The organism is Citrobacter sp. MGH103, assembly GCF_001034475.2.
In the GTDB taxonomy this organism is placed as follows: domain Bacteria; phylum Pseudomonadota; class Gammaproteobacteria; order Enterobacterales; family Enterobacteriaceae; genus Citrobacter; species Citrobacter freundii.
On sequence record NZ_CP073043.1, the window covers coordinates 3,811,275 to 3,835,868 of the forward strand.

General features: G+C 51.7%; 25 protein-coding genes and 5 pseudogenes. 15 read left to right on the top strand and 15 right to left on the bottom strand.

Going from position 1 to position 24,594, the window contains the following annotated elements:
• Positions 1-92 precede the first annotated feature (92 nt).
• Genes SK33_RS18390 through SK33_RS18400 form a run of 3 tightly spaced genes read left to right on the top strand, consistent with a single transcriptional unit; the run spans position 93 to position 3,897 of the window.
• Positions 93-1,463, top strand: coding sequence for a sucrose-specific PTS transporter subunit IIBC (locus SK33_RS18390; RefSeq protein WP_000345204.1), 1,371 nt, complete (start codon positions 93-95; stop codon positions 1,461-1,463).
• Positions 1,463-2,863, top strand: coding sequence for a sucrose-6-phosphate hydrolase (locus tag SK33_RS18395; RefSeq protein WP_048219590.1), 1,401 nt, complete (start codon positions 1,463-1,465; stop codon positions 2,861-2,863). The genes SK33_RS18390 and SK33_RS18395 overlap by 1 nt, the downstream gene beginning before the upstream one ends.
• 29 nt (positions 2,864-2,892) lie before the next feature.
• Positions 2,893-3,897 carry a LacI family DNA-binding transcriptional regulator gene (locus SK33_RS18400; protein ID WP_003029591.1) on the top strand — a complete coding sequence of 335 codons (1,005 nt, stop codon included), beginning with the start codon at positions 2,893-2,895 and terminating at the stop codon, positions 3,895-3,897.
• 165 nt (positions 3,898-4,062) lie between these two features.
• Here the strand turns inward: SK33_RS18400 and SK33_RS18405 are convergent.
• From SK33_RS18405 to SK33_RS18425, 5 genes and pseudogenes are all read right to left on the bottom strand, one after another.
• Positions 4,063-4,667: pseudogene (locus SK33_RS18405) on the bottom strand (IS3 family transposase); the annotation flags it as partial.
• A 9-nt stretch (positions 4,668-4,676) separates the two neighbouring features.
• Positions 4,677-5,828 carry an IS30-like element IS30 family transposase gene (locus SK33_RS18410; RefSeq protein WP_003029596.1) on the bottom strand — a complete coding sequence of 384 codons (1,152 nt, stop codon included), beginning with the start codon at positions 5,826-5,828 and terminating at the stop codon, positions 4,677-4,679.
• A 67-nt stretch (positions 5,829-5,895) separates the two neighbouring features.
• Positions 5,896-6,153 (bottom strand): annotated as a pseudogene (locus SK33_RS18415) (IS3 family transposase); the annotation flags it as partial.
• Positions 6,154-6,209: 56 nt separating this feature from the next.
• Complete coding sequence (locus SK33_RS18420; protein ID WP_003029602.1) at positions 6,210-7,298, bottom strand: SNF2-related protein; 1,089 nt, start codon at positions 7,296-7,298, stop codon at positions 6,210-6,212.
• Positions 7,298-8,203 (bottom strand): helix-turn-helix transcriptional regulator, encoded by a 906-nt coding sequence (locus SK33_RS18425; protein ID WP_032933065.1) that lies wholly within the window; start codon positions 8,201-8,203, stop codon positions 7,298-7,300. The genes SK33_RS18420 and SK33_RS18425 overlap by 1 nt, the downstream gene beginning before the upstream one ends.
• Positions 8,204-8,651: 448 nt before the next feature.
• Here SK33_RS18425 and SK33_RS18430 point away from each other — a divergent pair, with 448 nt between their 5' ends.
• From SK33_RS18430 to yfjT, 6 genes and pseudogenes are all read left to right on the top strand, one after another.
• Entirely contained in the window at positions 8,652-9,515 is an 864-nt protein-coding gene (locus tag SK33_RS18430; RefSeq protein WP_003029608.1) for a GTPase family protein, read from the top strand.
• 91 nt (positions 9,516-9,606) lie between these two features.
• Positions 9,607-10,428: a DUF932 domain-containing protein gene (locus SK33_RS18435; RefSeq protein WP_003029610.1), complete on the top strand. Its 822-nt coding sequence runs from the start codon at positions 9,607-9,609 to the stop codon at positions 10,426-10,428.
• Between the two features lie 216 nt (positions 10,429-10,644).
• Positions 10,645-11,346, top strand: coding sequence for a DeoR family transcriptional regulator (locus SK33_RS18440; RefSeq protein ID WP_003029611.1), 702 nt, complete (start codon positions 10,645-10,647; stop codon positions 11,344-11,346).
• A gap of 40 nt (positions 11,347-11,386) precedes the next feature.
• A complete protein-coding gene (ypjK, locus tag SK33_RS18445; protein WP_003029614.1) occupies positions 11,387-11,632 on the top strand; it encodes a protein YpjK in 246 nt (81 codons plus the stop codon).
• Positions 11,622-12,062, top strand: coding sequence for a YfjS/YafY family lipoprotein (locus tag SK33_RS18450; RefSeq protein WP_003029616.1), 441 nt, complete (start codon positions 11,622-11,624; stop codon positions 12,060-12,062). The genes ypjK and SK33_RS18450 overlap by 11 nt, the downstream gene beginning before the upstream one ends.
• Positions 12,063-12,085: 23 nt before the next feature.
• Positions 12,086-12,555, top strand: a pseudogene (gene yfjT / locus SK33_RS18455) (protein YfjT).
• An 812-nt stretch (positions 12,556-13,367) separates the two neighbouring features.
• Here yfjT and SK33_RS26690 read toward each other — a convergent pair.
• From SK33_RS26690 to SK33_RS18470, 3 genes and pseudogenes are all read right to left on the bottom strand, one after another.
• Positions 13,368-13,511 (bottom strand): annotated as a pseudogene (locus SK33_RS26690) (oxidoreductase); the annotation flags it as partial.
• Positions 13,512-13,786: 275 nt separating this feature from the next.
• Positions 13,787-15,064, bottom strand: coding sequence for a DUF2254 domain-containing protein (locus tag SK33_RS18465; protein WP_003036928.1), 1,278 nt, complete (start codon positions 15,062-15,064; stop codon positions 13,787-13,789).
• 64 nt (positions 15,065-15,128) lie between these two features.
• Positions 15,129-17,126, bottom strand: a complete 1,998-nt coding sequence (locus tag SK33_RS18470; protein ID WP_016245729.1) for a BCCT family transporter — start codon at positions 17,124-17,126, stop codon at positions 15,129-15,131.
• Positions 17,127-17,629: 503 nt separating this feature from the next.
• Between SK33_RS18470 and SK33_RS26695 the strand changes: the two are divergent.
• From SK33_RS26695 to ykfI, 6 genes and pseudogenes are all read left to right on the top strand, one after another.
• Positions 17,630-17,722, top strand: a pseudogene (locus tag SK33_RS26695) (DUF905 family protein); the annotation flags it as partial.
• 112 nt (positions 17,723-17,834) lie between these two features.
• Positions 17,835-18,296: an antirestriction protein gene (locus tag SK33_RS18480; RefSeq protein ID WP_003031344.1), complete on the top strand. Its 462-nt coding sequence runs from the start codon at positions 17,835-17,837 to the stop codon at positions 18,294-18,296.
• A 15-nt stretch (positions 18,297-18,311) separates the two neighbouring features.
• On the top strand, positions 18,312-18,788 hold the full coding sequence (locus SK33_RS18485) for a JAB domain-containing protein (protein WP_003031345.1): 477 nt from the start codon (positions 18,312-18,314) through the stop codon (positions 18,786-18,788).
• An 8-nt stretch (positions 18,789-18,796) separates the two neighbouring features.
• Positions 18,797-19,018, top strand: coding sequence for a DUF987 domain-containing protein (locus SK33_RS18490; protein ID WP_003031346.1), 222 nt, complete (start codon positions 18,797-18,799; stop codon positions 19,016-19,018).
• A gap of 17 nt (positions 19,019-19,035) precedes the next feature.
• Positions 19,036-19,353 carry a type IV toxin-antitoxin system YeeU family antitoxin gene (locus tag SK33_RS18495; protein WP_003031347.1) on the top strand — a complete coding sequence of 106 codons (318 nt, stop codon included), beginning with the start codon at positions 19,036-19,038 and terminating at the stop codon, positions 19,351-19,353.
• A gap of 20 nt (positions 19,354-19,373) precedes the next feature.
• The gene (ykfI, locus tag SK33_RS18500) at positions 19,374-19,715 is read left to right on the top strand and encodes a type IV toxin-antitoxin system toxin YkfI (RefSeq protein ID WP_003031349.1); all 342 of its coding nucleotides are present in this window, start codon (positions 19,374-19,376) and stop codon (positions 19,713-19,715) included.
• A 573-nt stretch (positions 19,716-20,288) separates the two neighbouring features.
• Here the strand turns inward: ykfI and SK33_RS26790 are convergent.
• The 7 genes from SK33_RS26790 to SK33_RS18535 are packed head-to-tail and all read right to left on the bottom strand — an operon-like array spanning position 20,289 to position 24,552.
• Positions 20,289-20,366 (bottom strand): tail fiber assembly protein, encoded by a 78-nt coding sequence (locus tag SK33_RS26790; protein ID WP_442781388.1) that lies wholly within the window; start codon positions 20,364-20,366, stop codon positions 20,289-20,291.
• Between the two features lie 5 nt (positions 20,367-20,371).
• Positions 20,372-20,797: a tail fiber assembly protein gene (locus SK33_RS18510; protein ID WP_048219592.1), complete on the bottom strand. Its 426-nt coding sequence runs from the start codon at positions 20,795-20,797 to the stop codon at positions 20,372-20,374.
• A 2-nt stretch (positions 20,798-20,799) separates the two neighbouring features.
• Positions 20,800-21,582, bottom strand: a complete 783-nt coding sequence (locus SK33_RS18515) for a gp53-like domain-containing protein (RefSeq protein ID WP_082138497.1) — start codon at positions 21,580-21,582, stop codon at positions 20,800-20,802.
• Complete coding sequence (locus SK33_RS18520) at positions 21,582-22,262, bottom strand: DUF2612 domain-containing protein (protein ID WP_001567589.1); 681 nt, start codon at positions 22,260-22,262, stop codon at positions 21,582-21,584. Before SK33_RS18520 ends, SK33_RS18515 begins: the two co-directional genes overlap by 1 nt.
• Entirely contained in the window at positions 22,259-23,458 is a 1,200-nt protein-coding gene (locus SK33_RS18525; RefSeq protein ID WP_048219594.1) for a baseplate J/gp47 family protein, read from the bottom strand. Before SK33_RS18525 ends, SK33_RS18520 begins: the two co-directional genes overlap by 4 nt.
• A complete protein-coding gene (locus SK33_RS18530; protein WP_016239889.1) occupies positions 23,459-23,812 on the bottom strand; it encodes a hypothetical protein in 354 nt (117 codons plus the stop codon).
• Positions 23,812-24,552 carry a phage baseplate assembly protein V gene (locus tag SK33_RS18535; protein WP_048219596.1) on the bottom strand — a complete coding sequence of 247 codons (741 nt, stop codon included), beginning with the start codon at positions 24,550-24,552 and terminating at the stop codon, positions 23,812-23,814. Before SK33_RS18535 ends, SK33_RS18530 begins: the two co-directional genes overlap by 1 nt.
• Positions 24,553-24,594 lie beyond the last annotated feature (42 nt).

The following is a 24,594-nucleotide window of genomic DNA, read 5'->3' on the forward strand; positions in this document are numbered from 1 at the left end:
TTCGTCGCCCCGGACACAATAACAACGAAGAGAATGCGCTCCGGCTACCACGGGACGACAACTCGAAAATCAATACGCATTCAGAGGGTACTATGGATTTTGAACAGATTTCCCGCTCGCTACTTCCGCTTCTGGGAGGCAAGGAAAATATCGCCAGCGCCGCGCACTGTGCCACACGCCTGCGCCTGGTGCTGGTCGATGACTCACTGGCCGATCAGCAGGCCATCGGCAAAATTGATGGGGTGAAGGGCTGTTTCCGTAACGCCGGACAGATGCAGATTATCTTCGGCACCGGGGTGGTGAACAAAGTCTACGCCGCCTTTATTCAGGCGGCAGGGATTGGCGAATCCAGCAAATCGGAAGCTGCCGACATTGCGGCGAAAAAACTGAATCCTTTCCAGCGCATTGCCCGCCTGTTGTCGAACATCTTTGTGCCGATCATCCCGGCTATCGTCGCCTCCGGCCTGTTGATGGGCCTTCTGGGGATGGTTAAAACGTACGGCTGGGTCGACCCGGGTAACGCCATCTACATCATGCTGGATATGTGCAGCTCAGCGGCGTTTATTATTCTGCCGATCCTGATTGGCTTCACCGCCGCCCGCGAGTTCGGTGGTAATCCTTATCTTGGCGCGACGCTTGGCGGCATCCTGACTCACCCGGCGCTCACCAACGCCTGGGGTGTGGCCGCCGGTTTCCACACCATGAACTTCTTCGGCCTTGAGATTGCCATGATCGGCTATCAGGGCACGGTGTTCCCGGTGCTGCTGGCGGTGTGGTTTATGAGCATCGTTGAGAAACAGCTGCGTCGCGTGATCCCCGATGCACTGGATCTGATCCTGACGCCGTTCCTGACGGTGATCATTTCCGGTTTTATCGCCCTGCTGATTATCGGCCCGGCTGGTCGCGCGCTTGGCGACGGTATTTCGTTTGTCCTTAGCACCCTGATTACCCACGCCGGTTGGCTGGCCGGACTGCTGTTTGGCGGTCTCTATTCGGTTATCGTCATTACCGGTATTCACCACAGCTTCCACGCCATCGAAGCGGGACTGCTGGGCAACCCATCCATCGGCGTCAACTTCCTGCTGCCGATTTGGGCGATGGCCAACGTCGCTCAGGGCGGTGCTTGTCTGGCGGTGTGGTTCAAAACGAAAGATGCCAAAATCAAAGCCATTACCCTGCCCTCGGCGTTTTCTGCCATGCTCGGCATCACCGAAGCGGCGATTTTTGGTATTAACTTACGCTTTGTAAAACCGTTTATCGCAGCCCTGATTGGCGGCGCGGTGGGCGGCGCGTGGGTGGTATCCATGCATGTTTACATGACCGCCGTGGGCCTGACGGCTATCCCTGGCATGGCTATCGTGCAGGCCAGCTCGCTGCTGAACTACATTATCGGGATGGTTATCGCCTTTGGCGTCGCCTTTGTCGTCTCCCTGGTACTGAAATACAAAACGGACGCTGAATAATGTCACATCCATCACGCCTGCCTGCGATTTTGCAGGCTGTTATGCAGGGCCAGCCGCGCGCGCTGGCCGACAGCCACTATCCCCGCTGGCACCATGCGCCGGTGACCGGGCTGATGAACGATCCCAACGGCTTTATTGAATTTGCCGGACGTTATCACCTGTTTTATCAGTGGAACCCGCTCGCCTGCGATCATAAGTTCAAGTGCTGGGGGCACTGGAGCTCTGCCGACCTGCTGCACTGGCAACATGAGCCGATCGCGCTCATGCCGGATGAAGAGTATGACCGCAACGGCTGCTACTCCGGAAGCGCCGTGGATAGTCAGGGCACGCTCACCCTGTGCTATACCGGCAACGTAAAATTTGACGACGGCAGCCGAACCACGTGGCAGTGCCTGGCGACGGAAAATGCCGACGGCACGTTTACCAAACTCGGCCCGGTATTACCGCTGCCGGAGGGCTATACCGGCCACGTGCGTGACCCGAAAGTCTGGCAGCACGAAGGTCGCTGGTACATGGTGCTGGGCGCACAGGATTTGCAAAAGCGTGGCAAGGTGTTGTTATTCAGCTCAGCGGACCTTCATGAGTGGACGAGTCAGGGCGAAATCGCCGGTTATGGCATCAATGGCCTGGACGACGCGGGCTATATGTGGGAATGCCCGGACCTGTTTGCCCTCGGCGACCAGCATGTCCTGATTTGCTGCCCGCAGGGCGTGCCTCGTGAGAAAGAGCGCTATCTCAACACCTACCCGGCAGTGTGGATGAGCGGCGATTTCGACTACCACCGCGCGGCCTTCGAGCATGGCGAACTGCACGAATTGGACGCAGGGTTTGAGTTCTACGCCCCGCAAACCATGCTTACCAGTGATGGCCGCCGTCTGCTGGTCGGCTGGATGGGCGTGCCGGAGGGCGAAGAGATGCTTCAACCGACCCTCACCAACGGCTGGATCCATCAGATGACCTGCCTGCGTGAGCTGGAGTTTATCGATGGTCAGCTATACCAACGTCCTCTACGAGAGCTGAGCGCCCTGCGCGGCGAAGCGCACGGCTGGGCAGGGAACTCCCTGCCGCTGGCACCGATGGAAATCGTTCTACAAACCACTGGGGACGATATTTTGAGCCTCGATTTTGACGGCGCATTAATCCTTGAACGCGATGCCAGCGGGATCCGCCTGGCCCGACCCAGTCTGGCCAGCGACGAGAAGCATTATCGTTACTGGCGCGGAGACGTCCGCTCGCTGCATATTTTCATCGACCAGTCTAGCGTGGAGATTTTCATCAACGGCGGCGAAGGAGTGATGAGCTGCCGCTACTTCCCGGCCTGTTCAGGGCAGCTAATGTTCTCTGGCATCACACCGGACGCATTCTGCTACTGGCCGCTGCGAACTTGCATGGTAGAATAAGCGTTTTGCCTCAAGCTCATGGCGTCGTAATGAAAACTAAACGCGTAACCATTAAAGATATCGCCGAACAGGCTGGCGTCTCAAAAGCGACCGCCAGCCTAGTACTGAACGGTCGTGGTAAGGAGCTGCGTGTGGCGCAGGAAACGCGTGAGCGAGTACTGGCGATTGCCCGTGAGCAGCACTATCAGCCAAGCATTCACGCCCGCTCGCTGCGCGACAACCGCAGCCACACCATCGGACTGGTGGTGCCGGAGATCACCAACCACGGCTTTGCGGTCTTTTCACATGAGCTGGAAATGCTGTGCCGCGAAGCAGGCGTCCAGCTATTGATCTCTTGTACTGATGAAAACCCCGGTCAGGAGAGCGTGGTGGTCAATAACATGATTTCCCGCCAGGTTGACGGTCTGATCGTCGCTTCATGTATGCACAACGATGCCGACTATCTTAAGCTCAGCCAACAACTGCCAGTAGTGCTGTTTGACCGTTGTCCTAATGAAAGCCTGCTGCCGCTGGTGATGACTGATTCGATTACCCCAACGGCGGAACTGATTTCCCGCATTGCACCTAAGCATAGCGATGAGTTCTGGTTTTTAGGCGGTCAGTCGCGTCTGTCGCCTTCACGCGATCGTCTGACCGGCTTCACGCAGGGTTTGGCTCAGGCGGGTATTGCACTGCGCCCGGAATGGGTGATTAACGGTAACTACCACCCGAGCTCAGGCTATGAGATGTTCGCCGCACTCTGCGCGCGACTTGGGCGGCCGCCTAAGGCGCTGTTCACTGCCGCCTGTGGACTGCTCGAAGGGGTACTGCGCTATATGAGCCAGCACCATTTACTCGACTCAGATATCCATCTGACGAGCTTTGACGATCACTATCTTTATGATTCGCTGTCGCTGCGTATCGATACCGTACAGCAGGATAACCGCCAGTTGGCCTGGCACTGCTATGATCTGATAAGCCAATTGATCGAGGGCGATACGCCCGAAACGCTACAACGCTACCTGCCCGCAACGCTGCAGTTTAGGCATCAGTAATAACTGAGCATTTTTGAATACCCTACAGAGGTGAAATCTGGTGCGAATCCAACAATCAAAAATCAATATTTGTAGTGATGTGATGCGGAAAGGTCTTCACTGCATCAGTAATCACACCAATCGGGTTAAACGGCAAACTGAGTGGTGGTAAAGACTGACACCGGCATTATTACTGTCACTGTGGAACATCACTCCGGCGGGTTTACCGCAAGCTTCCCACGCAATTTCCAGCGCTTTGATGTCAGCTTGCTGTCCGGTGAGAATGACATTGCCCAACCCTCAGGTTTCCTTGCGAACAGATCGAGAACAACAGCAAGGTAAGCCCAACGCTTGCCTGTCCAGATATAGGTCACATCACCGCACCACACCTGATTTGGCTCGGTCACGGCGAACTGCCTTTCAAGGTAGTTAGGGATAGCAACATGTTCATGACCACCACGTTTATACCGGTGAGTCGGCTGCTGACAGCTGACCAGCCCCAGCTCTTTCATGAGCCTGCCAGCAAGCCAGCGTCCCATCTGGTAGCCTCTCCGGGTTGCCATTGTGGCGATGCTTCTTGCTCCGGCCGAACCGTGGCTGATGCCATGTAGCTCAAGTACCTGACTGCGTAATACAGCCCGTCTGCCGTCTGGTTTTTCAGGACGGTTTTTCCAGTATCTGTAGCTGCTGCGATGAACCCCGAACACATGGCAGAGTGTGACCACAGGATAATGCGCTCTGAGTTTCCCGATTATCGAGAACTGTTCAGGGAGTCTGACATCAAGAGCGCGGTTGTAGATTCAATCTGTCAATGCAACACCCCTTTCAATTATCTCTTTCGGTGTTTTGAACTTCAGTGTCTTTCTCGGTCTGTTGTTTAGCTGAGCAGCAACCAGATCTAGTTCATGTTGAGTATATTGGGCAAGACATGTCTTTTTAGGAAAGTACTGCCGAATTAGCCCATTTGTGTTCTCATTTGTTCCCCGCTGCCAAGGACTCTGAGGATCGCAGAAGTAAACTTTAACGCCGGTGCTGACAGTAAATTCTAGATGTCTGGCCAGTTCCATTCCTCTGTCCCATGTCAGTGATTTTCTGAGTTCTGACGGTAAACTCAGGAATTTGTCGGTAAGAGCCTGATTTACTGAGACAGAATCTTTGCCCCTGAGTCTAAGGATGATCGTATAACGTGATTTTCGGTCTACAAGTGTGGCTATATGAGAGTTTTTTGTACCTGAGACTAAATCGCCCTCCCAATGCCCCAGAGAGCGTCTGTTATCGATATTTCGGGAACGTTCGTGAATTGGTGTTCCGTTCACTATGTTAATCGTACCTCTTTCGCCTTTGCGGGTATGACGCCTGCCATGGCGAAGGCTATGCGACCGTCGCAGATGCTGTATATTCAGGTGGTGTAGCGCTTCACGGCTACGAAAGTACAGCGTTTTATAAATTGTCTCAGGTGATATTCGCAGCGTTTTTTGACGTGGTTTTGTTCGCCTTAACCATCCTGATATTTGCTCTGGAGACCATTTCATCTCCAGCTTTTCCAGAACAAGCTTTCGCAATGGTAAATTTTGATCCAGTAAGCACGGTTTTGGCCTTTTCGCCATTCTGTTGGCTCGGTTATTAGCATCAACAGCTTTGTAATAGCGTCTGCCCCGATTACGCTGAACTTCACGTGAGATCGTCGAAGGACTGCGATTCAGCGCAGTAGCTATCGCACGAATGCTCATTTTGGGTGACAAACCAGCTCGTATCTCCTCGCGCTCAGACAGTGTCAGGTGAGCTACAGCCCGCTTACGCTCATGGGGTTTTATGCCGCCAGTATCCCTTAACATAGTGAAGATCGTTCCGGGTTTTGAACCCAGGATATTCGCTATTTCACTGAAGCCTGTTCCGTTCTTCCATAGTTCAAAAACAGAGGCTTTTTCCTCTGCTGTAAATGTTCGTCTCATTCAAAAAACCTCCGCAACCCCATGTTTTCACATAACTGTTGCGTTGACCAATTGAATCTACAGTAGCCTTTTTTAATATTTCATTCTCCATTTCAATGCGTTGTAGCTTTTTCCTCAGCTCACGTATTTCGATTTGTTCTGGTGTTATCGGAGAGGCTTTTGGTGTTTTGCCCTGACGCTCATCACGCAGTTGTTTGACCCATCTTGTCATTGTGGAAAGGCCAACATCCATAGCTTTGGCGGCATCTGCCACCGTGTAGTTCTGGTCAACAACCAGTTGAGCGGATTCGCGTTTAAACTCTGCGCTGAAATTTCTTTTTTTCATTGGAGCACCTGTGTTGTTCTGAGGTGAGCATATCACCTCTGTTCAGGTGGACAAATTCAGTGTGCCACTTCACTGCCCCAGTTGATGCGATTCAATTGTGTTCCAAACGACTCGCCGCTCGTACGGCTGAGGTCAGTATGACAAAGCACGTCGTAGCTGAACCGGTCGCGAGCAAATATGTTGGTCTTAAGGTTGCGGTTATAGTTCAGCCAGTTGTCCGCAAGTTTCTTGGGGCATAACACCAGAACTGACTTGTTGCGCAGTTCGTAATACTTTACGACGGCAAGTGCGGTGAAGGTTTTGCCCAAGCCCACGCTGTCGGCCAGGATGCAACCGCTGTAGTTTTCAAGTTTGTTGATGATCCCAGTGGCAGCATCTTTCTGGTAATTGAAGAGTTTGTTCCAGATGAGCGTGTCTTGATAGCCCGTGCGGTCATTGGGCAGGACATCCTCGTTGAGGTCGTCCAGAAACTCATTGAAGATGTTATAGAGCATCAGGAAGTAGATACTTTCAGGCGAGTTTTCCTGGTAGACGGATGCAATGTGGTCGCAGATCTGCGCCGTTACATCCTCCAGCTTCTCAGGATCTTGCCAGATCTGGTTAAACAGATTGAGGTAGGTCGCCGTAAACGTCGACTCGTCCATTTTGTTGACGAGGTTTGAAACAGCATTGCCTTGCTGGTAGCCAAGATCGACGGCCGTAAATCCGTGCAGTGGCATGTAGGCAGTCTCTGCGGCGGCGGCCTGAACACAAGCAAACTGCTGCATCGGAGCCTTGCTGCGATTGGACTTGAATGTTGTCTTACGCCGCATCCAGTCCGCACACTCTTTTGCAATTGCGCGCTGGGTCAGTTTGTTGCGCAGCTGAATTTCGAACTCACTACCGTACAGACTACGTTCGCGGTCAGCCTTCGGTATGTGGAATTCTTTGCGTTCCTTACGAATCTTGTCGGTTACTTCATTAGCGGTGAACGTCGGCGAGGTAAAGATGAATTGCAGCTCGTCGATTTTTTCCAGCTCTGCTTTTAGCGCTTCAAACGCGTACATCGAAAAACAGGAGGCGGCGATCTTCAGGCGAGCACCGGGTTTGAGCGTCTGCTTTAGGTCGTCTCCGAGCAGACGATTGATATTGTCGATCAGTTCCATCAAGAGTCAGCCTTTGTAGAGGTGCTATAGCCTGGTGCCAGTAAGGCGTTTTTCACGCCGTAGATCGCGAGATGATCTTTGAGCCATAAACGGTACTCCGGTCCATTTAGGCAATGATTGGGTGAGCAGTCAACACGCCAGCGCTGCAACATATAGCCTGCCACCGCTGCACGAACGTACATCCTAATCGAGCCACCGGTCATCCCGTAGTCCATCTCGATGATTTCGGGGCGTTCAACACGCGGGTGCGGCACGAAATCCAACTCAACGATGCGCGTCCACTGGATATCATTATCCGGTCGTTCGTTGGCCTGCGGAACCTCTTCAAGCAATGTTGGCGCTTCGATGCGGGTGACGACGAAATCCCGAAACTCTCCACTCTTGCGATCAAAGGCCCGGGCGTGCCAGCGCAGGCCGGTATCTACCAAAGCAAAGGGCACAATGATCCGTTCGGACTTTCCGCTGCTCATCGAGTGGTAGCGGATGGCGACGGGGCGCTTGGAGTGGATGGCTCGACAAATCACGGCCAACACATCCATCTTGGGTATGCTCAGGGCTGTGGGGGATTCACAGGGTAGCAACGCCTGCATTGGGCCATTCACGCCATCGCCAAAGCCCAGAGCCAGCGCCGACAGAACACGCTGCGATGCGTGCTCGAACAACGGAGAGAACGCCTGCCCGATACGATAGATCTTGTCGCTACCATCAAAGGTGATGTTATTCGGAGCGATTTCCCGGTACAAAGCCAAATCGCGAGTCGCTCCTGCTGGAGCAACGCCAAAGCGCTCAATCAGATCTGGGCGACCGATCTCACCGAAGAAGTAAAGCCGAAAATCGATGTAGGCCAGCCGTTCGCGCTGGACCTGACTCAAGTCGTCAAGCCGCTTACAAGGGGGACTAGGCATGAATCATCACTATAGGGAAAAATGAAAATTTAATACGGTAATCAATAAAGTGCCATGATTATAATCAAATTGATGATAATCAACATTAATACTTATGTAAAAGCAAGAGATGACGTTTCAAACGTAGACAGTCATCGTATTAGCTGATGTTTCTATAACGTTAGATTAATGCCTAACAACTATAAAACCTTAATGCCCAATGCCCAATGCCCAATGCCCAATGCCCTATCGCCCCTCGGACAATTTGCCCTTATCCACTGGTCTGGCTTGAGGATGAGGGGGGCAGAATAACCTAACGACTTAGGGGCCGGGATCACAGGCGGCAGCTGTTTAACGCTTACCTTAATTCAAATTATTTTCAGATAGATATCATTCTTCTGAACATACCTGACTAACGGTGGAATCTCACGATCCTGCCGTTTTTGTATTATTTTTCAGAGGAGTAGTAATGAACAATTCTGAAGGATTGAAGCCGTTTCAGCAATCGCTCGCTGGTCTGCCACAGTGGGTGTCTGAACGTATATTGCAGCAGATAAATCAGTTAACCCGCTACGAGCCAGTGATCGGCATTATGGGTAAAACCGGTGTTGGGAAGAGCAGTCTGTGCAATGCCCTGTTTGCCGGAGATATATCACCGGTCAGCGATGTGGCTGCATGTACCCGTGAGCCACTGCGCTTTCGCCTGCAAGTCGGCGAGCGCTATATGACGCTGGTGGACCTGCCCGGCGTGGGCGAAAGTGGTGCTCGCGATACCGAGTATGCTGCGATGTACCGCGAACAACTCCCCCGGCTCGACCTGGTTCTGTGGCTGATTAAGGCCGATGACCGGGCGCTGGCGGTGGATGAACATTTTTATCATCAGGTGATTGGAGAGGTATACCGGCATAAGGTGCTGTTTGTTATCAGCCAGTCGGATAAGGCCGAACCCACCAGCGGTGGGGGACCGTTGTCCACGGCGCAGAAGCAGAATATCAGCCGTAAAATCTGTCTGCTGCATGAGCTGTTCCAGCCCGTACATCCGGTGTGTGCCGTGTCGGTCCGTCTTCAGTGGGGACTGCGGGTGATGGCCGAGCGAATGATTAAGTGCCTGCCACGTGAGGCCACCAGCCCGGTGGTGTCGCAACTCCAGTCTTCCTTTCGCACGACGGTAGTCCGGGAACAGGCTCGTAGCGATTTTGGTGAAACCGTCGGGGCCGTACTCGATAGCATCAGTGCCTTTCCCCTGATACCCGCCCCGGTACGGGCTGTCATTCAGGCCGTGCGCACCACGGTGGTGTCAGTGGCCCGCGCCGTCTGGGATTTCTTCTTCTGAGTATTTAACCCATCCCTGTTACTTCCCTGCCCCTGTCGCAGATGCGACGGGGATCCCTTTTATTTGTTTTCCCGTTATGAGGAGTCTGCTTATGGCCCGTCTGGCTTCGCGCTTTGGCGCAGCAAATCTTATCCGTCGCGACCGCCCGTTAACCCGCGAAGAGCTGTTTCGCGTGGTGCCCAGTGTATTCAGTGAGGACAAACACGCATCCCGTAGTGAGCGTTATACCTATATACCCACCATATCCCTGCTGGACAGCCTGCAGCGCGAAGGCTTCCAGCCGTTCTTTGCCTGTCAGACCCGGGTACGCGACCCGGGTCGACGCGAGCACACAAAACACATGCTACGCCTTCGTCGGGAGGGGCAGATTACCGGTAAACAGGTACCAGAAATTATCCTGCTCAACTCCCATGATGGCACCAGTTCGTACCAGATGTTGCCGGGTTTATTTCGTGCGGTTTGTCAGAACGGGCTCGTCTGCGGTGAGTCATTTGGCGAGGTGCGTGTGCCGCACAAAGGCGATGTAGTGAGTCAGGTGATTGAGGGGGCCTATGAAGTGCTGGGCATTTTTGACCGTGTGGAGGAGAAGCGGGATGCGATGCAGTCGTTGCTGTTGCCACCACCTGCGCAGCAGGCACTGGCAAAAGCCGCGCTGACGTACCGCTTTGGTGAGGACCACCAGCCGGTGACTGAGTCGCAGATCCTCTCCCCGCGCCGCTGGCAAGATGAGAGTAGCGACCTGTGGACCACGTACCAGCGTATTCAGGAGAACCTGATTAAGGGTGGGCTCAGTGGCCGTAATGCCAAAGGAGGACGGTCACATACCCGTGCCGTTCGCGGTATCGACGGGGACGTGAAACTTAACCGGGCACTGTGGGTGATGGCGGAAGCGATGCTCACGCAACTGCAGTGACCGTTTAATGTTGCCGCTTTGTTAATATCGGACACCACCTGTCCGCATCGCACCGTGCTGGCGGTCCTCACTCACTGAGGAATGGCCTGTAACCCCCGCTGCCTCTGGCTTTTGCAGAAATGAAAAATAGTTTCTGTGATGTCCATACCCTGTCCGACCCCCTCTTTAAAGTAATCACATCATTTTCAGTCAGTTAACTTTCACGGAGAACGTCTCATGACACAGGCAGAACGCCGCCATGACCGGCTGGCTGTCAGGCTGTCACTGATAATCAGCCGTCTGGTGGCAGGGGAAACACTGAGTGTGCGTAAGCTGGCCGCTGAGTTTGGTGTGTCGGTGCGCACGCTGCGGCGTGATTTTCGTGAGCGGCTGATGTATCTGGACCTGGAGTATCAGTCCGGATATTGCCGCTTACGCACTGCGGGCAGTGAGACGCAGATGGTGCCCGACGTGCTTATCTTTGCCCACCGCAGCGGGATGGCCGGTCTTTTCCCTGGCTTTGACCGTCGTCTGGTAAACGCACTGCTGATGTGCGATGAGTCTCCCTGCGTAATCGCACCCGCCAGTCCGGCTCCTTCGCCATCAGGCGCATTGTCTTTCTGGCGACTGATTCAGGCCATTACCGGGCGCAGGCGGGTGACGCTGATTGCCGAGGGGCAGCGCTGTGAGCGGCTGGCTCCCTGCCGGTTACTTATCCACCAGCAGGCCTGGTATCTGGTGGCAGAGCACGACGGACATATCGCCTTATTCACACTTGATGAAATCCATCTGATTCAGCCTTTGCAGGAGACTTTTCGCCGGAATGACAGTCTGTGCCGCCTGACTGAAGACCCGGTCTTCATTCAGGCCTTACCCCATTTTCGCTTTATCCAGCATTCACTGCTTACGTTTGTTCCGGCTGACAGCCCACCGGAATAGCGCAGGCGTTGTTATCAACCCGGCAACAGGGAGGAGCCCAGTGCCTGTTATTGCCATTATCGCCATTGTTATCATCGTCATCATTCTGAACAAAACTGGAGTGTCCGACAGCCTCACGGCCCTGACACTTGCAACCGTTGCCGCACTACTGACGGGAGGTGGCGCAGCCGGTGCTGCCAGTGTCGCGCTGACGCCGTTCGTCGGCGTGCCGGTGGGTATTTTCGTGGGGATTTATGTCTTTACCAAAGTGGTTCGTCTGATTTCAGGAAAAAATAATGAAACGTAAAACACTACCTCTACTGGCGCTGGTTGCCTCCACTCTGTTTCTGAGCGCTTGCGATGACAGGAGTGATGACCTGAAAGCTATCAGTAAATTTAAGGACCTCACGCCTCCGCGCTTCAGCGATGTGGTGAGCCGTCAGGATGATGTCAGGGAAGAGTGGTCGCAGATTGCTCTTTCTGGTCCCACTATGCAGGTCTTACGTACCCGTCAGTCGCCCGATGGCTGCGAGGGTGGCTGTTACTACTACCTCGTGGATATGGAGGAGAAAACCGTGCAGCCGCTGATGAATGCGCTGTGTATTGCCGACAACATCAGCCTGGAATACCACGAGAAAACGGACCCGCGCACCCGGGAGCGTTTCCTTGAATATTCCCATGACGGCAAACTGATGGGACGGCTGCTGATACCCTCAAATCCTGATAACCGGGAATAAATACAAAGACAAAGGAGACAGAAATGAAAATAAATTCTTTAAGTCGGCTCATGCTCGCTGGCGTGCTGCTTGTCAGCTTCAATGCCTCTGCGGTTTCGGGACTCTGGCAACAGGGGTACGGTCAGGGCAATGCGGAATACAGTGTGACGGATAGCAGCGGAAAGATGTTTACCATCAACTGCACGGAAAATCCGGACCAGAACGGTATTTACCAGCAATCGGTTTTTCTGACCCTCGCAGGGGATAAAACGATCAGCTCGCATGATGACAGTACCGACATCACAGTGGTGATGGGCCCCATAAGCAATACGCCATTCCCTCAACCCTTGGCTGGCGTAACGGGGATAATGCCTGGTTTAGTTTCATCATGGATATCCGTAAGGCCAGGCAGTTCGACGTCTACGTCAATGACCGCAAAGCGGGGACCTTCAGCGTTGACCTGACGAACGCTACGAAGGCACTGCCAACATTAGCAGACTGCACTAACGAGTGACAGTTGTGCTTTCCATCCATAACAACATACCTGACTGCCAGGAGCAGTCAGGGTTTATTTTTTTCATTTTTTATTTCCACCGATTAGTCCAGGCACTTCCGAATAATGAGCGCAGTGGCCAGTTTTAGTTGACTATATAGCAATGATAAAATAATCACGTGTTATGTTGAGATTGTTTATTTAGCGGTTGAGAGAAACTATGGATAAAATTTGTGATAAGTGTGCACACATGATGAGTGCATGTACTTGTGGAACTTGTGAGAACTGTGACGAGAAAGAGTCGGACTGTACCTGCAAAAAATGTAGCCAGTGCAATAACCTTGAGGACTTCTGCTCTTGCAGAATTTGTGAAGAATGTAGTGAAAAAGAAGCAGAGTGCTGCTGTTGAAATGTTAACAATACTGGCTGCAGGAGCTACCTGCCTGCAGCTTCGATTGCCGACGTACCCCGATCCCAGTTGGTTAGCGTATTTCGATTCTTGCAATAATCGCTGGACTCATAGCACGAAGCCGACATACTTACTGGATTGAAGGTCCGCTGTGAGCGAAAAGCGGACGCCCGCATAGCGTAAACAGGCGTCTGATATTTTGATATGGATTGATGACTTAACCCCTTCCCCGCTTCGTCAATGACTTTCTCGTCATTATCTTTGGTAAATGATCCTTTTGCCTTTCCGGTAGAATACTCAGCATTATTTCTGAAGAGCGGCAAAGACGAGTGCCTTGCCATGAGTTCACCATAATTTCATCTGCGCCCGTGCGGCGAACCAGATCCCTGAGCCCGTCACGGACGACCTCCGGTTTGCCCCATACGGATTCACGCAGCTGATAATATTTTGCGGTCAGTTCATCAGCGGTATCACTAGTCATTGCCCGTGAGCGGGTCATGGGGGCCATAACGACGCGGTTTACCAGGTCAGTATCACCGGTCTGAAACTGGGTAAATAATTTTTCCATTTTTATCTCCTTTGCTGGAGGAAATATGATGGTCTCAGCTACGGAATAAAAAAACAGTAGTCTGTTCCGAACTGAGTAGACATAATTTCTACATTTAGTGTTCTCCTGGTATTAAACCGAAATATTTGATTGTAGGCGATGTCTTACGTAGAGATAAAGCCTGCTGCAAAAGTGATGAAGACTCAGTATGTTCTCTTCTAATACAAAGCAGACGCCCATTCTCATGCAGACGCTTTGTTCTTGTCTCGCTAGCAACCAAATCGCTTGCTCCACAACTATGATTGCTTATTAGCGTTTTCATCAAAAAACAAATCAAAATAAATTGATTTTATGAATTCTCTATCGGAGTCTATATGGTCAGCGCGATTTGCATGCTCTAATGTTTCAATTGCCAGAGTGTGCGCGGCATCAGCAAACATCTCAGGCCAACCCGTACTCAGCATAGATAGCCCTTTGAGCACTCTTATCTGAATCTCTCTCATACTGGCACCATCGCGTGCGACAGGTGAGAAAAAGTCTTCCAGGAGATCGTTGTTCTGAAGTGGCGCAACGTGTACTGAAGGATAGGTCACTTCAATTTCATGAGACTTATTCTGCGCGTAAGCAGAAAGTATACGAACACCTCTGCCAATGACATCGATTGCGGTTCCAGGATCGTTCACTGCGGGTGAAAGGGCTCTGCAGGCTATTTCGGCCATGACGCTAAGACAAAATCGGGGATCCTGAGCAAATGAACGCACATCCGAGACAATGATCGTCTCAAGTAAATCGGCGCAGATTGATGACTCCTGGCCCTGACTCAGGTACAAAGCTGGCATGGACGGATGAATGAAACTGCCTGGTTGCGCCACAAGGTATACATGACGAGGATCATTGGCCAGCAGCTTGCTGAGTTTCTCCATATCAATATATTCAACATAGCCAATCTTCTTCGGATAAACTGCAACCGTTCCTTTCGGCTGTTCATAGCTCTCAAGCCATGGATATCCGCCGAGACAGGGATTTCTGGCTCTCGCAATAAATGTTTCGATGGCCGCCTGTTCTACTTTTGCTGTTGTCTCACCGACCCTCCCCAGAGAGGTCAAATGCTGTATCCAACGAAGCAATGTGATGAGGATGAGGGCAATGACAACGAGTGTGACAATGAATAAAATGACTCTTCCCCTTTCTCCGTAGGCTCCCATATTGAGGGCAATAATTCCTACCAGACTGAAGAGAAAGGAACCAATGAAGGTGGCCAGTACATTTTGTGTGGTTACGTCTTCCACAACTAAACGCGTTGCTCTGGGAGTAACATTAGTAGTGGCTGAACCGTAGGCTGTGACCATGATACTCAGCGAAAATGTGGTCACTGCCAGCATACTCGATGCCAGTATGTTCAGAATGTTATCAACTGCTTCCGCACCAACCTTCACTGAAACCGACTCAGGAATCATTGATTTAAAAAGAATAGATAAAAGAGCCGTTATTATCGCGACAATTGCGAATAACGTAGCTCTGAACCAGAGTTTCTTAAATGTTTGCTTCAGAATCCATTGCCAGCGTGAAATCATTCTGCATTCCCTCGTATTGCGGTCGGGATAAATAATTGCCGCCCCCTAGGACGGCATTTTGCTATCAACGAACCAGGTGCAGGAAGTGCAGGTGTTTTTCGTACTGGTCCAGTATGTCATTAATCAACTGTTCCTGATTCCAGCCCATCACATCATAATTTTGACCGCCTTCTTTGAGATAAACCTCAGCGCGATAATATCGATGTTGGTCAGTCTGCTGCTCATCATTATCCATTGCGGCGAGCGCGAAGGTGGGTGAGCTATACCCGCGAAGCCTCACTTCATATATAAAATTCAGCTCGTTGCCCAAATCCACTTCAAGACGAATACGATCGTCGGCTGCGTCACTAATGTGGCTTATCGTCCCCTGCTTGTTCAGTTCTTCCTGAACCAGCGTCATGGCAGGCTGGATAATGTCGTCCATAAAACGTTTCACAAGAGATCGTTTCGGCAGATACGCGATATTGCGTAACCTTCTCTGCCAGGGAATTGGGTTACGTGCAGCCGTAGGAGCAATAGTCGCCATGCTCAGGCTTTCACGCTTAGTCAAATCTCGACGCAGGGCTTTTAACAGCCCGTATATGGATATCAGCAAGATCACGGAGAAGGGTAATGCACTTGCTATTGTCACCGTTTGCAGCGCGCTCAGCCCTCCCGCAAGGAGAAGCGCAATTGCAACAACTCCCATGAGCGATGCCCAGAAGATTCGCTGCCAGACGGGTGTGTTTGCCACCCCACCTGATGCCAGAGTATCTACAACCATTGCCCCCGAGTCAGCAGATGTGACAAAGAAGACGATGACCATAGCCATTGCAATAAATGACAGCACGGAGGAGAACGGGAAATGCTCCAGGAAATTGAACAAGGCCAGCGAGACATCCTGTTGGACGGTATTGGCGAGATCGGTCGCCCCCTGGTTCATAATGAGATAGATTGCGCTGTTACCAAACACCGTCATCCACATGAGCGTAAAGCCGGCCGGAACAAACAGCACACCGGTGACAAATTCGCGAATGGTTCGGCCGCGTGAGACCCGTGCGATAAACATCCCCACAAATGGCGACCATGAAAGCCACCATCCCCAGTACAGTAATGTCCAGCCCCCCAGCCAGTTGCTCGACTTAGGTTCATATGCGTAAAGATTGAACGTTTTACTCACCAGTTCCGAAAGATAACCGCCGGTATTTTCCACAAATGACTTCAGCAGAAGCACAGTTGGCCCCAGACACAGGACCAGCGCCAGGAGCAACAACGCGAGGCCCAAATTGAGCTCAGACAGGATACGTATTCCCTTGTCTAGGCCGGTCACCACAGAAATCGTCGCTAACCCCGTGATGGCCACGATCAGAATGACCTGCACCGTTTCATTAATGGGCACCCCGAATAGGTGGTTCAAACCGGCATTCACCTGCAAAACACCGTAACCCAGCGATGTTGCAACGCCAAAGACCGTACCTATAACGGCAAAAATATCAACCGCATGGCCTATAGGTCCGTATATGCGATCGCCAATAATGGGATAGAGTGCAGAACGCAGCGTTAAAGGTAGACCGTGGCGGTAACTGAAAAAGGCCAGAATCAGCGCTACAATGGCATATATTGCCCAGGCATGCAGACCCCAGTGGAAGAAGGTCAGCCGCATTGCTTCCTTCGCTGCCGCAACAGTCTCTGGGGCGCCAACGGGAGGTGAGAGATAATGCATCACCGGTTCAGCAACGCCAAAGAACATCAGGCCGATCCCCATCCCTGCCGAAAAAAGCATCGCAAACCAGGAGTGATAGCTGAAATCAGGTTGCGCATGGTCCGGACCCAGCTTGATATCACCGTAGCGTGAGAGTCCCAGAAACGTGACACTCAATAAAATCAGGGCCACAGCAAGGATGTAGAACCAGCTTGCATTCGTGAAGATTTGTTGCTGAAGTAGTTTGAAATTTTTGTCAGCAACATCCGGGAATGCAGCGGCAAAAGCGACAAGAAGAAAAATTAACAAAGCAGATGTAAAGAATACAGCTTTGTTAATCTGGCTGTGAGACTTCTTTGGGATTGTTTCATTTTCACTCATAATCATTTATTCCATTGATTTAAATCCGTATTGGATAATGCTTACCACCTCTTACAGAGTAGCAAAATTCAACTGACTATGCGGCGTGAATCGAGCACATGGTGTGATGAGTGCCGATACAAATCATCCTATAATCGAAGGAGTTCTTTGTTAATCAGCCTGCCACTTCTTGGGTATTTAATTTGCATATTCTGTACCAGAGCTGGGATATACGTTAAGTGAAGTATATTAGACACGAATTACCAGCTTCTGCTTTTGGCACAAAACGGCCTATCAGCATTATAAAAATATTCAGATATATATCATTCCTCTGAACATACACAACTAACGGCAGAATCTCACGATTCTGCCGCTTTTTTATTATTTTTCAGGGGGGGAGTAATGAATAATTCTGAAGGTTTGAAGTCGTTTCACTAATCGCTTTATGACCTACCGTAGTGGGTATCGGCTGATTGCGCAGCAGGGCCATTAGTTCCTGCCAGTATCACCGGCGTTAACATTGAAGACGACTAGGGCAGGCATGGAACTTTGAACCGGATGCCGGTGAAGGTCTTAACCGCTATACCCGCAAGCCAGGCATCTGTACGGACGTATCCATCTGCTGGCTCCGCATGATTTACCAGCAACATTTAATCTTCCCGAACACTCATTATTACCGCATACGCCAGCCGTCGCCGCTGGCGTTTTTTTATTGACGGAGACATACCCATGACAACAGCGACAAAAAACAACCTCGCATCTGCTGCTAACGAATCCGAATTTGAACTGACCGTAACGCAGATACCCGACGAACAGCGTATCTGCTTCTGGCCGCAGTACTTTGGCTCTATCCCACAATGGATAACGCTGGAACCCCGCATTTTCGCCTGGATGGACCGCTTCTGTGACGAGTACAACAGTGGTATCTGGTCCTTTTACACGCTCAGCAATGGCGGCGCGTTTATGGCCCCTGATGCTGACGTTGACGATAAATGGCATCTGTTCAACGGTATGAACGGCAATGGCGCGGACATGAGTGCTGAAGCCGCAGGCATTGCTGTCTGCCTGATTGAATACAGCCATCACGCCTGCCGTACAGAGTGTGACGCAATGACCGCGCACTATTACCGCCTGCGGGACTATGCCCTGCAGCATTCTGAAGCCCACGCCATTTTGCGTATCATTGACTGACCGGAGGAGCAACGAATGAAACAGCTTTCCTTTTTACCCGGCGAGATAACGCCACAGGACCGGCGTCTCATTCAGCGGGCGCTCAGGGCTCTGGAGCGGCACCTGCATGAGCCTGGGGTAGCCTTCACCTCCACTCATGCCGTCCGGGAGTGGTTGCGGCTGCATATGGCCGCGCTTGAACGGGAAGAGTTCCGGGTGCTGTATCTGAACCAGCAGAACCAGTTGATTGCCCACGAAACCCTGTTTGCCGGTTCTATTAGCAGTACCGAGGTACATCCCCGCGAGGTGGTCAAGCGCGCTCTGTACTTCAACGCGGCAGCGGTAATACTGGCGCATAACCATCCTTCCGGCGAGACGACGCCCAGCCAGGCTGACAAAGCCCTCACGCAGCGACTGGTTCAGGTACTTCAACTGGTGGATATCCGTGTCCCTGACCATCTGATTGTCGGCGGCAGGCAAATCTATTCGTTCGCAGAACACGGTCTGCTGTGAGGTATTACATGAAAATTATCAGTAAACGCCGGGCAATGACGATATACCGCCAGCATCCTGAGTCCCGAATCTTTCGTTTCTGCACCGGCAAATACCAGTGGCACGGTAGCGTCTGCCATTACACCGGCAGGGACGTTCCGGATATCACAGGAGTCCTGGCGGTATACGCCGAACGCCGCCAGGACCGCGAGGGGCCTTATGCCTGCCTGATGAGCATCACCCTGAACTGACAATAAAGAGGTTATCAATGAGCAAAATCACATGGGGTCTGCAGCGTGATATCACGCCACGTCTGGGAGCCCGTCTGGTGCAGGAAGGCAACCGACTGCATTATCTGGCTGACCGGGCCAGCATGACCGGCAAGTTCAGTGACATCGAATACCGGAAGCTGGATGAAACATTCCCGCACTTTATCCGCCAGATGGAATCGATGCTGACCACTGGTGAACTCAGCACCCACCATGCCCACTGCGTTACCCTGTACCACAACGATTTAACCTGCGAAGCCGACACCCTTGGCAGTTGCGGCTACGTATACATCGCCATTTACCCCACTCAGCGTTAATTACCTTCACGAGAGCAAACATGAAAACTTTACCTGCAACAACTCAGCGGGCGGTGAAGCCCTGCCTGTCACCCGTGGCTGTCTGGCAAATGTTACTGACACGTCTGCTGGAACAGCACTATGGTCTGACAATAAACGACACGCCATTCTGCAATGAGGCTGTGATTAAGGAACACATCGATGCCGGTATCACCCTAGCCGATGCCGTGAATTTTCTGGTAGAAAAATACGAGCTGGTTCGTATAGACAGGAAGGGATTTAGCTGGCAGGAACAATCTCCTTATCTCCGGGCTGTAGACATTCTGCGAGCGCGGCAGGCAACTGGCTTGTTGCGGCAAAGCCGTAACAACGTAGTACGATGAACATTGCGTACAACCTTCCCGATTTACATTTCTGAACTTCCTCCCTTGTTTACCTATTGCGTAATGCGCCTGCTACTACCCGGCGGGCGCGTTATCTTTTTACGGACAAACAATCATGCAACCAGAAGTTGAAGTATTAACCGATCATAATGAGCTAATTTGTTCGAGCTTTATTGAACACATTGCCAACACATTAAATTTAGGAGTGGTGTAGACATGGACAACTAAACCTGCAGCCACGGATGTATAGTGAGCGAAGCCCTATCAGGCCTTTTTGGTCAGTAGATAAGATTGATCTTCGTTGATAGAATTTACTTACACCAGCTGTTACATGAAAATAATTTTTTGGTGGGAGAATGATAAGATCTTACGTAAGAATTTGATTTTAATGGTGCCGATAATAGGAGTCGAACCTACGACCTTCGCATTACGAATTAGTAGAATCACATTTAACTAACTGTTTTACATGTACATTACCGCATTCACATTGCTCAACTTAATGGCACATGATGTAAGAAAGAGGAAGGCGATTTACCATGTATGACACAAATCTGGCACACCGCCATAATGAGATTAAGCCACTGGTGGCGTAGGCCAAGTGATATCCGGCGCAGTCGAAGTATCAACTGCTTCCAGCGCACCAGATATCAAATGGCCTACGCCTCCGGGGGAACAGGCCAGTTAACACGCTCGGGGTCGGTTGTCACATCAGCCGACTTAACCTCATTTTTATACGCCATCCACGCCGACAGTTTATCTCTGTTGGCGTCGCTGATTTCACCCAGCAGCAACTCTGTACGCCAGTCCAGCATCACAGCGTCAGCATGTTTTAGCAGTCGCTGACGCTCATTTTCAGCGTTCTGAATAAGCACTTCCTTTGTGGGAACCGGAATATCAACCCATATTGGCATTCCGTCAGAATTGATACCCAGACGTTTTCCTGTCGGCGGTTTACCATTGTATGTATCGCGTATGTCTCCAGAGACTTCTATTACATCTTCGGGGAGAGTTCCTGCTGCCTCATAGTTGTTTCGTAAGACATCGGGATAAAATGCTAATGTGCTGCGTGAAAATAAATACATAGTTATCTCCCTATTGCTATATATGCACCATTTTGTGGGGTCAGGCCGCTTGTTCCTGCCCGGAAACGGGTTAAAGATGCTTCAGTGTCAACAATAAAATTAACACTCGTATCTACAGCTCCGTTTCCTGTGTGTATTGCAACAGGAGGAAGTAATAACTCGTTTGGAAACGGAATAGGATAATTCGTTACTGGCCAGTTTGCTTTGTCTCCAACACCGGCAGTTAAAACATCAAACTGGATGATGTGTCCGCTGGGAAGCGTAATCCAGCGGCTACCAAATGCAAATGACGACATATCCGGTATCTGGTCCGCGTCTGTTCCTGTGTTCTTTTTGGCGGCGCTCCCCAGTTCAAGATATGACAACACTGATGACTTGGTGCTTGCCGCGATTATTGCCCTTCCGATATCAGAAAAATCGGTCATCGACATTACGTCTGGGCCAGAAAAATAAGGGAGTTTATTGGCTGCGCCAGCCAGCCCGGCCAGAGCCGTCAACGTAGCATCAAGCGCCTGATAATCCTTACCGAATGCAGAAGACATTTTGGTAATGAACCCGTTCAGGTCGCCATCATCCAATATATCCAGTCCGCTTTTGTTTGCTGTGTACTGTGCAAGCGCTGCCGCGATAAAACTGGCCTGTCGAATAGCTTTGTTCACCTGCGCACTGGAGGCTTTGCCTGCCATGAAGCCAGAAAGCAGAGCCGGAAGCGCTTCCCAGTCAGCTTGAGACATCACGTTAGCATTTGCTGCTGTCGCGAAAGGTTTAAAGTTATTTATTGCCATTAGAGTATTGTCCCCCATGCTCCAACATCGAACCCACCGATGTATTCGTTATCCATATCAAACCCAAAGAATTTAGAACCCTCGGATGGTGCTTCTACCGAAGGCGTTTCAACATCACCAGCCCATACGCCAGCAGCTTTAACGGTGAGATAGCCCTGTTTGATAGCGGCAATCAGTTCAAGAGACACATCAGAAATATCAGTCTCGGGAAATACCCAGACCGATATAGTCATGTCCTGGTTGTCGACGATCTGCATCTTCAGGCCAGAGCCTGCGGTAGCAGCGTCAAGGATGGGAGGCAGTGAATCATTGCGGCCATCCCAGTTGTTGATAGCGATTTTCGCTTTCAGAATGATGCGGTACGTCTCATCACTCAGCGTCGTATAGCCAGAATCAGGATCATATGGCCCCTGCCAGATGCCCTGGTCATATCCAAGCCCGTCAGTGTCCCAGCTGAAATAAACTCCGCTAATTGGCTGGCTGACTATGCGACTGCGTCCGATCCACAGACCGAGGATGTCGAGCTGTACACCGACAGCAGTATCGATATCGAAGGCTGTTATAAGCCCTGACATAGTGCTGGACACATCAATCAGCGGGCGGGTGCTCAGATCTATATGGTCAAAAAAGAGTGGCTTGGTAGCGTGGTAGTTAGTGATCAGTTCGGTGTATTTGCTCATGAGGTCACCGTGATACTGATATTCGCGGTGCTACAGGACGCAGAAGCATCATAGGCAATATCAATGTTTGATGCCGATACGCTGCCAGACGACTTACCGATCAGCAGGTCGGTAATATCGTAATAGCGGGCATTCCCGCCGCTCACAACGCCGAGGTTTGCCGGGGAATAAATACGGCTCAGCAGAACGTCGTCGCCAATTGTTAGGCCATTTATATAATCGGCAACAGCCTGTTTAATCTGCTCGCCGATTTGAGAGGTATAGCCGGTAAAAACTTTCAGGGTAATGGCTACGAAAATTGGCACATCGGTAGAGCGCGAAAAACTGATGACGTGTGGATTACCGTAAGTATCCGGCACCGTGACAGAAGTTGTCCCGTAGGTTGCCGTTCCCTGCCCTTTATTCCCCCTGATGGTCTGGGCTATTTCGGTAACATCCCCACCATCGACGATGGCGGAAATCGAGTGTGGCGGCAGCCCATTGCTGTCGGTTGCCCCCGTGTCGTTCTCATACAGTTTGTGACGTGTCACGCCAGCAATGTTAGCGATTGCACCGTCGACGCCTTCAAACGGTGTGACCGATGGTAGCGCGACGCTTTGCCCCTGCCGAATGCGCAGCTCTGCGTCGGTTTCAGCTGGTGAACCGACAGTAGCCGTAGCCGGGTTGGTTACCGATACCCAGCCGCGAGTCGGTGTATTAATGGTGGTGATAGTCCCGGCCATCGCCGCAACCGAACCGCTATTCGCACATGTGGCCGTCACCAGCACAGTACCGTCAACGCCGATCGCCACACTCGCTGGAAAATTCCAGATAATGCCGTTTTTATCCCGTGCGGAGCCATTCGTGATAGTCGTGCCTGCCGTACCGGTTAACAGAAGGTCAGCAGTAGAGTTTGTCGCTACTTTTCGCGTGATCCCGTTAATTTTCACATTGCTGCTAAGCGCTGCGGCCTGCGCTGTCATCGGTGAAAACGAGTTGTAAATCTCGATAGCGGTGTTGTTAGCGTCATGCACGGCAAGAGCCACCAGCGCGACCATCTGCCCGTCTTTGCTGTCTGGTTCGAGGTAGGCATCACTACCGTAAATCTGCCTGAAATAGCTGGTCAGTGTATCTAGGATTGTCTGGTAATCAGGCGCACTAATCCCCTGGGCGGTTACCGTTGCCGATAGCCCCAGCGTGTCGAGGTTCAAAGCCATTTATGCCTCGCTTGTTACAGTCGTCTGGCCGTAGATTGTGTCAATGGAGGAAGTGAAGGTGACGCGACGGCTGGTGCCGTCATAATTGGTATCGAAGGAAAGAATCGACAGAACGCCCGGTGTGTCCTGTATGCGTTCACGTATAGCCAGGATGTAGACGTCAGATCGCTGTTTACCAAGCACCGACTGAACATACGGCGTGCCTTCCGTCAGATCGAGAAACCACTGACCGCGCCACAGCTCGAAGCGGGTTTTTACTGCCTGGGCGACACACTCCGGGCTGTCGATAAGGAAGGTATCGTCACCCTGCCCGAAAGTGTAATCGCCGTCAGCATCTTCGCGACGGTATCGCATTATTGCGGCCCTCCAGTAGTTCCCCCGCCTGTCTGAACTCCGCCATGTTTATGCGTGGCGACACTTATACCTGAAGCTGTCACATCATTCGTTACCGTAACCGGCCCAAGCATCGTCGCAGTACCACCACTTTCTCCCATTCCCTGAGACAGGTTACCGTTAATCGTTACGTTGCCGTTCAGCGTGATAGTCGGGGATGTGATTGTCGTTCCACCTTCAGCCGTAGCCGTAAGCTGGCCCGGCGTTTTAATGGTGATGTTATGTCCTGCGGCGACCTCTACGAACGCCGCGCCATCATCGGTTCGCAGCTGCGCGGCGCTGGTGCTGATACCACTGATTTTCTGTGCTTGCGACTGCGGGCCAACAATAGCGAACGCATCAGACAAGTCATGTTGGCGCGGGTCGACGGTCTCCTGAACGCCGCCGCTCTGCCACCAGAAATCGATGCAACGGTCGGCAAAGATCAGCAGGCACTCGTCGCCTTCTTTAACCGGAAAGGTCAGCGTGCAGCCGCCGCCGCGCGGGAAGATGACAGGAACATCCACCAGCGGTTTTAATTCGGTGGAGCCATCGCCAACAATACCGCGAAGCGCCACCTCTACTGTGCAGGTAACAGTGTCAGGATCGAACGACTGAATGATGCCTGGCATCGCCACGCGCATCTGGGTAGACACCGAATCGGCAATGGCCTGCGCGGTCTGCTGCTCACCGCCGATCTGTGATTGAGTTGGAATTGGCATAAAAACTCCATAAAAAAACCCGCTCAGCGGCGGGTTTGTGTT

Excerpts from the sequence above, each read along its gene's own strand:
- SK33_RS18390 (WP_000345204.1), top strand. The coding sequence starts at position 93 with ATGGATTTTGAACAGATTTCCCGCTCGCTACTTCCGCTTCTGGGAGGC.
- SK33_RS18395 (WP_048219590.1), top strand. The coding sequence starts at position 1,463 with ATGTCACATCCATCACGCCTGCCTGCGATTTTGCAGGCTGTTATGCAG.
- SK33_RS18400 (WP_003029591.1), top strand. The coding sequence starts at position 2,893 with ATGAAAACTAAACGCGTAACCATTAAAGATATCGCCGAACAGGCTGGC.
- SK33_RS18410 (WP_003029596.1), bottom strand. The coding sequence starts at position 5,828 with ATGAGACGAACATTTACAGCAGAGGAAAAAGCCTCTGTTTTTGAACTA.
- SK33_RS18420 (WP_003029602.1), bottom strand. The coding sequence starts at position 7,298 with ATGGAACTGATCGACAATATCAATCGTCTGCTCGGAGACGACCTAAAG.
- SK33_RS18425 (WP_032933065.1), bottom strand. The coding sequence starts at position 8,203 with ATGCCTAGTCCCCCTTGTAAGCGGCTTGACGACTTGAGTCAGGTCCAG.
- SK33_RS18430 (WP_003029608.1), top strand. The coding sequence starts at position 8,652 with ATGAACAATTCTGAAGGATTGAAGCCGTTTCAGCAATCGCTCGCTGGT.
- SK33_RS18435 (WP_003029610.1), top strand. The coding sequence starts at position 9,607 with ATGGCCCGTCTGGCTTCGCGCTTTGGCGCAGCAAATCTTATCCGTCGC.
- SK33_RS18440 (WP_003029611.1), top strand. The coding sequence starts at position 10,645 with ATGACACAGGCAGAACGCCGCCATGACCGGCTGGCTGTCAGGCTGTCA.
- SK33_RS18450 (WP_003029616.1), top strand. The coding sequence starts at position 11,622 with ATGAAACGTAAAACACTACCTCTACTGGCGCTGGTTGCCTCCACTCTG.
- SK33_RS18465 (WP_003036928.1), bottom strand. The coding sequence starts at position 15,064 with ATGATTTCACGCTGGCAATGGATTCTGAAGCAAACATTTAAGAAACTC.
- SK33_RS18470 (WP_016245729.1), bottom strand. The coding sequence starts at position 17,126 with ATGAGTGAAAATGAAACAATCCCAAAGAAGTCTCACAGCCAGATTAAC.
- SK33_RS18480 (WP_003031344.1), top strand. The coding sequence starts at position 17,835 with ATGACAACAGCGACAAAAAACAACCTCGCATCTGCTGCTAACGAATCC.
- SK33_RS18485 (WP_003031345.1), top strand. The coding sequence starts at position 18,312 with ATGAAACAGCTTTCCTTTTTACCCGGCGAGATAACGCCACAGGACCGG.
- SK33_RS18490 (WP_003031346.1), top strand. The coding sequence starts at position 18,797 with ATGAAAATTATCAGTAAACGCCGGGCAATGACGATATACCGCCAGCAT.
- SK33_RS18495 (WP_003031347.1), top strand. The coding sequence starts at position 19,036 with ATGAGCAAAATCACATGGGGTCTGCAGCGTGATATCACGCCACGTCTG.
- ykfI (WP_003031349.1), top strand. The coding sequence starts at position 19,374 with ATGAAAACTTTACCTGCAACAACTCAGCGGGCGGTGAAGCCCTGCCTG.
- SK33_RS18510 (WP_048219592.1), bottom strand. The coding sequence starts at position 20,797 with ATGTATTTATTTTCACGCAGCACATTAGCATTTTATCCCGATGTCTTA.
- SK33_RS18515 (WP_082138497.1), bottom strand. The coding sequence starts at position 21,582 with ATGGCAATAAATAACTTTAAACCTTTCGCGACAGCAGCAAATGCTAAC.
- SK33_RS18520 (WP_001567589.1), bottom strand. The coding sequence starts at position 22,262 with ATGAGCAAATACACCGAACTGATCACTAACTACCACGCTACCAAGCCA.
- SK33_RS18525 (WP_048219594.1), bottom strand. The coding sequence starts at position 23,458 with ATGGCTTTGAACCTCGACACGCTGGGGCTATCGGCAACGGTAACCGCC.
- SK33_RS18530 (WP_016239889.1), bottom strand. The coding sequence starts at position 23,812 with ATGCGATACCGTCGCGAAGATGCTGACGGCGATTACACTTTCGGGCAG.
- SK33_RS18535 (WP_048219596.1), bottom strand. The coding sequence starts at position 24,552 with ATGCCAATTCCAACTCAATCACAGATCGGCGGTGAGCAGCAGACCGCG.